This is a genomic window from Pseudomonas sp. KB_12 (genome assembly GCF_052114545.1).
Classification (GTDB): domain Bacteria; phylum Pseudomonadota; class Gammaproteobacteria; order Pseudomonadales; family Pseudomonadaceae; genus Aquipseudomonas; species Aquipseudomonas brassicacearum.
The window spans coordinates 39,081-50,422 of the sequence record NZ_JBFREY010000037.1; the positions used below are offsets into that span (position 1 = coordinate 39,081).

Consider the following 11,342-nt stretch of genomic DNA (forward strand, 5'->3'; position numbering starts at 1 on the left):
CGGCGGCTTGTGTGGGTCGGGCCTGCTGTGTATCTTGATCAGCCTTTGGCCGTTTGGGCGGTCACGATCCTGTTTTTCGAAGATTGGCCCCACGAGGCGAATCCGAGCGTTTTACATAAAAAATTGAGGAGCACATCGATGCGCGTCATTCTGCTGGGAGCTCCCGGGGCCGGTAAAGGTACTCAGGCAAAGTTCATCACCGAAAAATTCGGTATCCCGCAAATTTCCACTGGCGACATGCTGCGTGCCGCGGTCAAGGCGGGCACTCCACTGGGCGTTCAAGCCAAGGGCATCATGGATGCCGGCGGCCTGGTGTCGGATGACCTGATCATCGCCCTGGTCAAGGATCGTATCGCTCAAGCCGATTGCGCCAACGGCTTCCTGTTCGATGGCTTCCCGCGCACCATTCCCCAGGCCGAAGCCCTGGTGACTGCCGGTGTTGAGCTCGATCATGTGGTCGAAATCGCGGTCGACGACGAAGAGATCGTCCAGCGCATTGCCGGTCGTCGTGTCCACGAGCCGTCCGGCCGTGTCTACCACACCGTCTACAACCCGCCGAAAGTCGCGGGCAAGGACGACGTCACCGGTGAAGAGCTGGTGCAGCGCAAGGACGACACCGAAGAAACCGTGCGTCATCGCCTGTCGGTCTACCATTCCCAGACCAAGCCGCTGGTGGCGTTCTACCAGAACCTGTCGGCTGCCCAGGGCAAGCCGAAGTACAGCCACATCCCGGGCGTTGGCTCGGTCGATGCGATCACCGGCAAGGTGCTCGAAGCGCTGAGCTGAAAAGTCTGATCAGTTGCATCAACTACGGCCCGCTTGCGGGCCGTAGTTGTTTATACTGGCGCACTTTTTTCCACCTGATTTACGGACACATCGATGAGTACCTTGCTGGCCCTGGACACCGCGACTGAAGCTTGCTCCGTTGCCTTGCTGCACGACGGCAAGGTCACGAGCCATTACGAGGTGATCCCGCGCCTGCACGCGCAGAAACTGTTGCCGATGATCCAGAAACTGCTGAGCGATGCCGGGACGACCTTGCAGGCAGTGGACGCGATTGCCTTCGGTCGCGGGCCGGGGGCTTTTACCGGCGTGCGCATCGCCATCGGTGTGGTGCAAGGGCTGGCGTTTGCCCTGGAGCGGCCGGTGTTGCCGGTGTCGAACCTGGCAGTGCTGGCCCAGCGCGCCTTGCGCGAACAAGGCGCCCGCCAAGTCGCAGCGGCCATCGATGCGCGCATGGACGAGGTGTACTGGGGCTGCTATCGCGAAACCGACGGCGAAATGCGCCTGGTCGGTGCTGAAGCGGTATTGCCGCCCGAAGCGGCGGCGTTGCCGAGCGGCGCCGATGGCGACTGGTTCGGTGCCGGTACCGGCTGGGGCTACGGCGAGCGCATCGCCGTCAACCTCAGTGGCCAGGACGCCACCTTGCTGCCTCACGCCGAAGATCTGCTGGCCCTGGCCCGCTTCGCCTGGGCCCGTGGTGAAGCCATTGTGGCCGACGATGCGCAACCCGTTTACCTGCGGGACAAAGTCGCCACGCCAAAATCCGAGCGGTAAACCCAGGCTTGACCACACTCCCAAGTGGGCATAGTTGTGGCGAGGGAGCTTGCTCCCGCTGGGCCCTGTAGGAGCTGGCGTAGCCTGCGATCTTTTGATTTTGATCTTTCGCTTTCGATTCAATTGTTCGGGACAAGATCGCAGCCTCGTTGCACTCGACAGCTCCTACGGCGCAGCTCAGCGGGAGCAAGCTCTCTCGCCACAAAGGCATTGCTCGCCGCCAAAGCGGTGTTCTCACAAAAGTCAGTTTCGCCCCCAAAAGTCACACCCAATATTGCCAGTCGTCACTTTTTTCAGCCCGTTTTTAAACCTTTTGGGCTTTATGTGTTCTAGTTATCACTTGCGCATTTGCGCGGCTGCGAAAGTGCCGCTAAATTGCCATCATTGATACCGAGCATTCTGTTATGCGTATAGACGGCTTTTCATCCCAGTCCTATCCCATCAAGCGCAAGCCTCGTGCAGGCAAAGTCGCTGAGCAAGAGTCCTTCGATGAAGATATCGATGGCGAACTGGAGTTTCCGTCTGAAGAGCAACTGGCTGCCCGCGCCGCCAAAGCCTCCGCGCAACGCCTGAGCAATCTTCCCGCCCGCCAGCAAGACATGCTTTACCACCGTGCGATGAGCCGCAGTGTCGCCACGGCCCTGGCGAGCTACCTGAGCACCGCCGGTTTCGTCGATTGGGATATGGAAGTGTTGGGTCTCGATCTCTACATCTGATGGTCTTGCCTTACTACCTGGGCTGTCCGTCCTGGAGCGAAAACGCCTGGCGTGATTATCTCTATCCCCAGGGCGCGAAAAGCACCGATTTCCTGAATCTCTATTCCCAAGTGTTCAATGCCGTGGAAGGCAATACGACCTTCTACGCCAGCCCATCTGCGGCCACGGTCCAGCGCTGGGCCGAAATCATGCCCGAGCATTTTCGCTTCACCGCCAAGTTTCCCGGTGACATCAGCCACAACGGCGACTTGCGTGAGCGCCTGGTGGCCACCGAAACCTTCCTGCAGCTGCTCAACCCCTTGGGTGAGCGCGTCTCGCCGTACTGGCTGCAACTGTCCAAGGCCTTCACCCCGAATCGGTTGCCGGAACTGGCAGGGTTCATCGACGCCTTGCAGCGTCCGTTGGCCGTGGAGGTCCGTCACGATGAGTTCTTCGCCAAGGGCGATGCCGAACGGCGCCTCAATCGCCTGTTGCTTGATCGTGGTGTCGAACGCATCTGTCTCGATCCCCGGGCCTTGTTCAGTTGCACCTCGCTTGATCCTGCGGTGCTTCACGCGCAATCGAAAAAGCCCCGCGTGCCGCCCCGGCCTGCGGCGTTCACCCAATGTCCGCAAGTGCGCTTCATCGGGCATCCGGTGCTGGAAGCCAATGAACCGTTCCTGACGCCGTGGGTAGAGAAAATCGCTGGATGGATCGAAGAAGGGCGCACGCCCTATATCTTCCTGCACACCGCCGACAACCTGTTGGCAGCGAAACTCGCGCAGCGCTTCCACACTCGCCTGATGAGTCGTTTGCCTGGCTTGCCGGCCCTGCCTGAGCTATATAGAGAGCCCGCCGCCGAGCAACTGGGTTTGCTCTGAGGCTAACACTCTCTTTTCAGGAGCGAACGACATGGATGCGCAAACTCGCCGAGCCCAGGCGTTCAAGGCCTTGCACGAACGTGAAGGGGCTTTTGTCATTCCCAACCCGTGGGATGCCGGTTCGGCCAAGATGTTGGCCAGCCTCGGCTTTGAAGCCCTGGCGACCACCAGTGCCGGCCACGCTTTTTCCTTGGGCCGGCCCGATGGCGCGTTGGGCCTGGAGAACACGCTGGCCAATGTGCGGGCGATTGTGGCGGCCACCGACCTGCCCGTGGCCGTGGACCTGGAGAACGGTTTTGCCGATGCCCCCGACGATTGCGCGCGTAACCTGCTCCGTGCGGCAGAGGCTGGTGCGGTGGGTGGTTCGATCGAAGATGCCACGGGGCGCGAAGACAGCCCGATCTATTGCTTCGACCATGCCGTAGCGAGGGTCAAGGCCGCCGCGGACGCCGTGCGCAGCTTGCCGTATCCCTTCCTGCTGACGGCCCGGGCGGAGAACTTCCTGCACGGCAATCCGGACCTGGACGACACCATTCGCCGCTTGAAGGCCTTCGCAGACGCGGGGGCCGACGTGTTGTACGCCCCGGGGCTGAGCAGCGCCGAGCAAGTGCTTGCAGTGGTGCGGGCCGTGGCGCCGAAACCGGTGAACGTGCTGATGTCCGGGGCGCTGGACCTGACCGTCGCGCAGTTGAGCGAGTTGGGCGTCAAGCGAATCAGCGTCGGATCGGCGTTGGCCCTGGCCGCGTATGGCGAGTTCTTCCGCGCCGCCGAAGAAATCCAGCAACAGGGCACGTTCACCTTCACGCGCCGCTCGATGCCGTTCAAGCAGGCCAACCAATTTTTCAAGGGTTGATGCCCGAGGCAACGTCGTGCGGTTTTTGAAAGTTCTGGCTGTAGTGGCGCTGCTCGTTGGCGTCGCAGTGCTGGGGGTATGGCGCGGCTGGGTGGCTGTGCCGCCCCAATGGAATCCCTGGGCGCCCCTGGACGTCAACCTTGCGCCGAACCTGCTGACCCGCTTCAAGCTCATGGCCCTGCGCAACGACCCGCAGTTGTGCGACCAGGCCCTCGCCACCTCGGGGCTGCGCACCGCTCGCCAGGCTGACAGCGGCGCCAATTCGACGTGCCCACTGACCAACGTACTGAGGGTGCAGGGCGGTGAAGTGGCGCTGAGCAGCAGTTTTCTCGCCAGTTGCCCGCTGGCCGTGGCCTTCGCGCTGTTCGAGCGCCATGGGTTGCAGCCGGCGGCAATGGCGGTCTACGGGCAGAAAGTGACGCGAGTCGATCACCTCGGCAGTTTCGCCTGTCGCAACATGTACGGTCGTGAGAGCGGGGCGCGCAGCCAGCATGCCACCGCCAGTGCGCTGGACATCGCCGGGTTTCGCCTGGCCGATGGGCGCACGGTCAGCGTGCTCAAGGACTGGCCCAAGGACGATGCCGATGCGCGGTTTTTGCGTCAGGCCCGCGACGGCGCCTGCGATATGTTCAGTGTGGTCTTGAGCCCGGATTACAACGCGGCGCACCGCAACCATTTTCATCTGGACGTGGGGCCATGGTGGATCTGTCGTTGATTTAAGCGGCGATACGCAGGTTCTGCAGCACGATCGGACGTGCCCAGCGGGTGTCGAAGTCCAGTTGTTTCTGCTGCGCCACCAATTCCTCTTCCGGGAAGGATGGGAACGGCTTGTCCAGCAGGTCGAGTTCGAACTCGGCGATTGGCAGGTGCAGTGGGCGCGGTTGCGGTGCCGGGCCGGGCTCCGGCAGCGGTTGGCCGGCGGTGAGGACGAGTGGGCGAACCCAGTTGCTTTCGAAGGTCTGCTGTTTTTGCTGGGCGGCGATTTCTTCCGCTGGGAAAGGCGGGAAGGGCTTGTCCAGCAGATCGAGTTCGAATTCGGCGATGGGCAGGAACAGTGGCTCAGGCGGCTTGACCGGTGTTTCGGTCACTTCGCAGGTGCGCTGGCTGACGATGTGTTCCAGCAACTCGGCGCCGAGGGTCGGTTCAACGGCCTCATCGAGGGCCACTGGCTGGTAGCTGCCAGGTGCCGGTGCGTTATCACCCAGTTGATCGGCCAGGGCCCGGGCAAAAAAATCCTGCCACAGGTGACTGACGCCGCTCAGCGCTTGGGTGTTACGCAGGCTGTAATCGCCGTAAGGGGAGATAACGCCTATCGATGTGGATTGAATGTCTGACATTTTTCTCGGTCGACGCTCAGCTCTGGCAAAATGCCGTTCACCGTTGTTATCGGCCGTTTTTGCCGATCCTTAATTTTTTGAGCATGTTTCCAAGAATGAACAACTTCCATGAGTGAGCAACCCGCAGTCTGCCGCATCCATGTCGAGGCCCTGGCCCCGGCCTTCCAACCGCAGGCCGAGCACTGGGCCGAGCGGCTTGGCCTGCCTTTGCAAGTGGACGATGGCGAGTTTGCCTTGCAGATTTGCGAGCAGGGGTTGCAGTTGCAGCAACTGGGCCCGGACGCGCCAGGACCGGTGCGGGTGGACTTCGTTGAGGGCGGAGCGGCCCATCGTCGTTTGTACGGTGGCGGCAGCGGCCAGATGATCGCCAAGGCGGTCGGCATTGCCCAAGGTGTGCGTCCGCGGGTGCTGGATGCCACGGCCGGGTTGGGCAAGGATGCGTTTGTGCTGGCCAGCCTGGGCTGCGAAATGAGCCTGATCGAGCGTCAACCGCTGATCGGAGCCCTGCTGGAGGATGGCCTGGCCCGCGCGGCGGAGGACTTCGACGTGGCGCCGATCGTGGCGCGCATGCGTTTGCTCAAGGGCAACTCCATCGAGGTGATGCGCAACTGGGAAGGCGAGCCGCCCCAGGTGATCTACCTGGACCCGATGTTTCCCCATCGGGAGAAAACCGCCCTGGTGAAGAAGGAAATGCGCCTGTTCCGCCCCTTGGTGGGCGATGACCCGGACGCCCCGGCACTGCTCGCCGCGGCCCTGGCCCTGGCGACTCACCGGGTGGTGGTCAAGCGCCCACGCAAGGCCCCCTGTATCGAAGGGCCGAAGCCAAGCCATGGGCTCGATGGCAAATCCAGTCGCTACGACATCTACCCCAAGAAAGCGCTCAAGCCCTGAGACCGTGTCGCCTGCATCGCGAGCAAGCTCGCTCCCACATTGGATTTGTGGTGTTCATCAAACCCTGTGGGAGCGAGCTTGCTCGCGATGAGGCCCTGCCAGCCAGCGAAAGGCTACCGGTCGAGCTAAGGCCGATAGGCCCGCATGAACAACCCCACCACTTCCTGCACATGAGCCTCGGCGGCTTCCGGTTCCGGGGCCGGGCCGCAGCCAGACAACAACCGGAAATTCGCCGCGCCCTTGATCAGGCAGAAGAAATGCTCGGCAGCATTGCGCGGTTTATCGATGCTCAGGGCACCGCTCTGGTTGATCTTGCTCAGCAGCCGCTCCATGCCTGAGAGCATCCGCTGTGGGCCTGCTTCGTAGAAAATCGTCGACAGCTTCGGATCCTGGCTACCCAGGGCCATGATCAGCCGATGCAGGTTCAACGATTCCTCGCTGCTGACGAGCTGGTGAAAGCCACGGGCGATGTTCAGCAGCACGTGTTCGATCGGAACGCCGTCCGGCCATTCGAAAAACAGCGGCGGCACCTGTTCTTCGCACTTGGCGATCACGGCAGCGGAAAACAGCGTCTCCTTGTCGTTGAAGTGACTGTAGACCGTCAGCTTCGAGACCCCGGCCTCGGTAGCGACGGCGTCCATGCTGGTACTGGCGTAACCCATGCTCAGGAACAAGCGTTTCGCCGCGTCGAGAATGGCCTGGCGCTTGGCCAGGTCCTTGGGACGGCCAGGGCCGGAAGGGATTGGAGGATTGTTCGACATTTCTTCGCTTTAATACTGGACTGGTGAGTTTGCTATTAATAACATACTCGCCAGTATAATTATTCCAAGCACCATTAGCGAAAGGTCACTCGCCATGTTCCGCTATGCCCTGCCCCTCGCCGTGCCAATCACCCTGGCTTTTTTATTGTCTGCGTGCGGTCATGACGAACCGGTCCCGGTCGCCGTGCGCCCCGCCATGGTGGTGAAACCACAGCCTTCAGCCCAGGCGATGGACAGTTACCCCGGTGAAGTGCGAGCACGTTTCGAGCCCGACCTGGCCTTTCGGATTGGCGGCAAGGTGAGTCGACGACTGGTCGAAGAGGGCCAGCGGGTCAAGGCCAATCAGCCGCTGGCTGAACTCGATCCCGAAGATGTGCGCCTGCAACTGGAAGCCTCCCGTGCCCAGGTCGCCGCCGCCGAGGCCAACCTGAACCTGGTGCGGGCCGAGCGTGACCGCTACAAAACCTTGATGGAACGGCAGATGGTCAGCCGCTCCCAGTACGACAACGCCGAAAACCTTTACCGCTCCGGCACCGCGCGGCTCAAGCAGATCAAGGCCGAGTTCGATGTCGCCAACAACCAGGCCAGTTATTCGATATTGCGTGCGCCCCAGGATGGCGTGGTTGCCCGGCGTTCGGTGGAAGTCGGGCAGGTGGTGTCGGCCGGGCAAACCGTCTTTACCCTGGCCACCGACGGCGAGCGTGAAGTGCTGATCAGCCTGCCGGAGCAGGGTTTCGGCCGGTTCAAGATCGGCCAGCCGGTTTCGGTCGAACTGTGGAGCCAGCCCGATCAGCGTTTCAGCGGACACATTCGCGAGCTGTCGCCGGCCGCCGACCCCAAGTCTCGCACCTTCGCCGCCCGCGTGGCCTTCACCGCCGGCAGTGTTCCGGCCGAGCTGGGCCAGAGCGCGCGGGTGTTTGTCCAGACCGCCGACAAGGTGCCGCTGTCGGTACCCTTGTCGGCCCTGACGGCTGAAAACGGCGCGACGTATGTCTGGGTCGTTAACGCCAATAACACCCTGAAGAAAGTCCCGGTGCGGGTCGGCGCCTTCGGCGAAAAGACCGTTCCGGTGCTGGAAGGCCTCAGCCCCSATGACTGGGTGGTGGCGGCCGGTGTGCATGTGCTCCTCGACGGCCAGCAGGTGCGGCCGGTGGATCGCTCCAACCGCGTGGTCAATCTGACGGCCAAGGAGTAATCCCCGATGGGTTTCAATCTTTCCGAATGGGCGCTGCGCAATCGCCAGATCGTACTGTTCCTGATGCTGTTGCTGGCCATCGTTGGCGCGCTTTCCTACACCAAGCTCGGCCAGAGCGAAGACCCACCGTTCACCTTCAAGGCCATGGTCATCCGCACCAGCTGGCCGGGCGCCACGGCCGAGGAAGTCTCGCGACAGGTCACTGAGCGCATCGAAAAGAAACTGATGGAAACCGGCGATTTCGAAAGGATCGTCTCGTTCTCCCGTCCGGGCGAGTCCCAGGTGACCTTCGTGGCCCGCGACTCCCTGCATTCGGTGCAGATCCCCGAGCTGTGGTACCAGATCCGCAAGAAGATCAGTGACATCCGCCACACCTTGCCGCCGGGTATCCAAGGGCCATTTTTCAACGATGAATTCGGCACCACCTTCGGCAACATCTATGCACTGACCGGTGACGGCTTCGACTACGCCGTGCTAAAGGACTACGCCGACCGCGTCCAGATCCAGTTGCAACGGGTCAAGGACGTGGGCAAGGTCGAACTGCTCGGTTTGCAGGACGAGAAGATCTGGATCGAGCTGTCGAACGTGAAGCTGGCGACCCTCGGCCTGCCCTTGGCGGCGGTCCAGCAGGCCCTTGAAGAGCAGAACGCCGTATCGACCGCCGGCTTCTTCGAAACCGGCAGCGAGCGATTGCAGCTACGGGTTTCCGGGAATTTTCAGTCCGTGGAAGAGATCCGCAACTTCCCGATCCGGGTCGCCGATCGTACGTTCCGCATCAGCGATCTGGCGGATGTGCGCCGGGGGTTCAACGACCCACCGGCGCCACGCATGCGTTTCATGGGGGAAGATGCCATCGGCCTGGCCGTGGCCATGAAGGAAGGTGGTGACATCCTGGTGCTGGGCAAGGCCCTCGAGGTCGATTTTGCCCGGATCCAGGACACGCTCCCGGCCGGCATGCAATTGCGCAAAGTGTCGGACCAGCCGGCGGCGGTGAAGACCGGGGTCGGTGAGTTCGTCCAGGTGTTGGTGGAAGCGCTGACGATTGTGTTGCTGGTGAGCTTCTTCTCCCTTGGGCTGCGCACCGGGATGGTAGTGGCCCTGGCGATCCCGCTGGTACTGGCAATGACGTTTGCCGCGATGTACTACCTGGGCATCGGCCTGCACAAGATTTCCCTCGGCGCGCTGGTATTGGCGCTGGGGTTGCTGGTGGACGATGCGATCATCGCCGTGGAGATGATGGCGATCAAGATGGAGCAGGGTTTCGACCGGATCAAGGCCGCCAGCTTTGCGTGGACCAGCACGGCGTTCCCGATGCTCACCGGTACGTTGATCACCGCGGCCGGCTTCCTGCCAATCGCCACTGCGCAATCGGGCACCGGTGAATACACCCGTTCGATTTTCCAGGTCGTGACCCTGGCATTGGTGGCGTCCTGGGTGGCTGCGGTGGTGTTTGTGCCGTACCTGGGGGAAAAGCTCCTGCCGGACCTGGCGAAAATTCACGCGGCCAAACATGGCACGGCTGACGGCCAGACCGACCCTTACGGCACGCCGTTCTATCAGCGTGTCCGGCGGATGGTGGAGTGGTGCGTGCGTCGCCGCAAAACCGTCATCATCCTGACCGTGCTGTTGTTCGTCGGCTCGGTGGTGTTGTTCCGTTTCGTGCCGCAGCAGTTCTTCCCGGCATCGGGGCGGCTGGAGCTGATGGTTGACCTGAAGCTGCAGGAAGGCGCCTCCCTGAACAACACCGCCGAGCAGGTCAAGCGCCTTGAAGCGCTGCTCAAGGACCACGCGGGCATCGACAATTACGTGGCCTACGTCGGCATCGGTTCACCGCGCTTCTACCTGCCGCTGGATCAACAACTGCCGGCGTCCAGCTTCGCCCAGTTCGTGGTGCTGGCCAAGACCATCGAAGACCGCGAGCCTTTGCGCAGTTGGCTGATCGCGACCCTGAACGAACAGTTCCCAACCCTGCGCTCGCGGGTCACGCGCCTGGAAAACGGCCCGCCGGTCGGCTACCCGGTGCAGTTCCGCGTCACGGGCGAGCACATCGAAAAGGTTCGCGCCCTGGCGCGCAAAGTGGCGGCGAAAGTTCGCGAAAACCCTTACGTGACCAATGTGCACCTGGACTGGGAAGAGCCGAGCAAGGTGGTGTACCTGAACGTCGATCAGGACCGTGCCCGAGCCCTGGGCGTGAGCACTGCCAACCTGGCGAGTTTCCTGCGCAGCTCCCTCACTGGCTCCAGCGTCAGCCAGTATCGGGAAGACAACGAATTGATCGAAATCCTGCTGCGTGGCACGGTGCATGAGCGCACCGAACTGTCGTTGCTGCCAAGCCTGGCGGTGCCGACCGACAACGGCAAGAGCGTTGCCCTGTCGCAGATCGCGACCCTGGAATACGGTTTCGAAGAAGGCGTGATCTGGCACCGCAACCGCTTGCCGAGCGTGACGGTACGGGCCGATATCTACGGCAAGGAACAACCGGCAACCCTGGTACAGCAGATCTTCCCGACCCTGGAGCCGATTCGTGCGCAGCTGCCGGACGGTTACCTGCTGGAGGTGGGCGGTACGGTAGAAGATTCGGCCCGCGGCCAGAAATCGGTGAACGCCGGGGTGCCGTTGTTTATCGTGGTGGTGTTGACGTTGCTGATGCTGCAACTGCGCAGTTTCTCACGCACGGCCATGGTGTTTCTTACCGCGCCGCTGGGGTTGATCGGTGTCACGCTGTTCCTGTTGATGTTCCGCCAGCCATTCGGTTTTGTCGCCATGCTCGGCACGATCGCGCTGTCGGGGATGATCATGCGCAACTCGGTGATCCTGGTGGACCAGATCGAACAGGACATCAAGGCGGGGCTGACGCCCTGGCAGGCGATCATCGAAGCGACGGTGCGCCGCTTCCGCCCGATTGTGCTCACCGCACTGGCGGCGGTGCTGGCGATGATCCCGCTGTCACGCAGCCTGTTCTTCGGCCCGATGGCGGTGGCGATCATGGGCGGCTTGATCGTGGCGACGGCGTTGACGCTGTTGTTCCTGCCGGCGTTGTATGCGGCGTGGTTCAGGGTCAAGAAAACCTGATTAACAGGTGCACACCGAACCTGTGGCGAGGGAGCTTGCTCCCGCTCGGTTGCGCAGCAACCGCAAAAGCTTGGGGCCGCTGCGCAGCCCAGCGGGAGCA

At 62.1% G+C, this 11,342-nt stretch carries 11 protein-coding genes; 9 read left to right on the top strand and 2 right to left on the bottom strand.

The window, feature by feature from the left end; genetic code table 11:
• The first annotated feature begins 138 nt into the window (after nucleotides 1-138).
• The 6 genes from adk to AB4Z20_RS23975 all read left to right on the top strand — a co-directional run bounded on the left by adk (nucleotide 139) and on the right by AB4Z20_RS23975 (nucleotide 4,701).
• The gene (adk, locus tag AB4Z20_RS23950) at nucleotides 139-786 is read left to right on the top strand and encodes an adenylate kinase (RefSeq protein ID WP_214511361.1); all 648 of its coding nucleotides are present in this window, start codon (nucleotides 139-141) and stop codon (nucleotides 784-786) included.
• Between the two features lie 93 nt (nucleotides 787-879).
• A complete protein-coding gene (tsaB, locus tag AB4Z20_RS23955; protein WP_258690422.1) occupies nucleotides 880-1,557 on the top strand; it encodes a tRNA (adenosine(37)-N6)-threonylcarbamoyltransferase complex dimerization subunit type 1 TsaB in 678 nt (225 codons plus the stop codon).
• A gap of 404 nt (nucleotides 1,558-1,961) precedes the next feature.
• Nucleotides 1,962-2,273, top strand: a complete 312-nt coding sequence (locus AB4Z20_RS23960) for a hypothetical protein (protein WP_214511363.1) — start codon at nucleotides 1,962-1,964, stop codon at nucleotides 2,271-2,273.
• Nucleotides 2,273-3,133, top strand: coding sequence for a DUF72 domain-containing protein (locus tag AB4Z20_RS23965; RefSeq protein ID WP_442090696.1), 861 nt, complete (start codon nucleotides 2,273-2,275; stop codon nucleotides 3,131-3,133). Before AB4Z20_RS23960 ends, AB4Z20_RS23965 begins: the two co-directional genes overlap by 1 nt.
• 31 nt (nucleotides 3,134-3,164) lie before the next feature.
• Complete coding sequence (locus tag AB4Z20_RS23970; RefSeq protein WP_258690424.1) at nucleotides 3,165-3,986, top strand: isocitrate lyase/PEP mutase family protein; 822 nt, start codon at nucleotides 3,165-3,167, stop codon at nucleotides 3,984-3,986.
• 16 nt (nucleotides 3,987-4,002) lie between these two features.
• Nucleotides 4,003-4,701 (top strand): extensin-like domain-containing protein, encoded by a 699-nt coding sequence (locus AB4Z20_RS23975; protein WP_442090697.1) that lies wholly within the window; start codon nucleotides 4,003-4,005, stop codon nucleotides 4,699-4,701.
• Between the two features lies 1 nt (nucleotide 4,702).
• On the opposite strand, the gene AB4Z20_RS23980 is transcribed toward AB4Z20_RS23975, so the two are convergent.
• Nucleotides 4,703-5,323, bottom strand: coding sequence for an energy transducer TonB (locus AB4Z20_RS23980; RefSeq protein ID WP_253471838.1), 621 nt, complete (start codon nucleotides 5,321-5,323; stop codon nucleotides 4,703-4,705).
• A 108-nt stretch (nucleotides 5,324-5,431) separates the two neighbouring features.
• On the opposite strand from AB4Z20_RS23980, the gene AB4Z20_RS23985 reads away from it, so the two are divergent.
• Nucleotides 5,432-6,214 (top strand): class I SAM-dependent methyltransferase, encoded by a 783-nt coding sequence (locus AB4Z20_RS23985; protein WP_258690426.1) that lies wholly within the window; start codon nucleotides 5,432-5,434, stop codon nucleotides 6,212-6,214.
• 125 nt (nucleotides 6,215-6,339) lie between these two features.
• Here the strand turns inward: AB4Z20_RS23985 and AB4Z20_RS23990 are convergent, their stop codons facing one another.
• Nucleotides 6,340-6,975 carry a TetR/AcrR family transcriptional regulator gene (locus tag AB4Z20_RS23990; RefSeq protein WP_253471840.1) on the bottom strand — a complete coding sequence of 212 codons (636 nt, stop codon included), beginning with the start codon at nucleotides 6,973-6,975 and terminating at the stop codon, nucleotides 6,340-6,342.
• Nucleotides 6,976-7,069: 94 nt separating this feature from the next.
• Here AB4Z20_RS23990 and AB4Z20_RS23995 point away from each other — a divergent pair, with 94 nt between their 5' ends.
• Both AB4Z20_RS23995 and AB4Z20_RS24000 read left to right on the top strand, forming a co-directional pair.
• Nucleotides 7,070-8,170 (top strand): efflux RND transporter periplasmic adaptor subunit, encoded by a 1,101-nt coding sequence (locus AB4Z20_RS23995; protein ID WP_442090698.1) that lies wholly within the window; start codon nucleotides 7,070-7,072, stop codon nucleotides 8,168-8,170.
• 6 nt (nucleotides 8,171-8,176) lie between these two features.
• Nucleotides 8,177-11,242: an efflux RND transporter permease subunit gene (locus AB4Z20_RS24000; RefSeq protein WP_253471842.1), complete on the top strand. Its 3,066-nt coding sequence runs from the start codon at nucleotides 8,177-8,179 to the stop codon at nucleotides 11,240-11,242.
• Nucleotides 11,243-11,342: the final 100 nt, after the last annotated feature.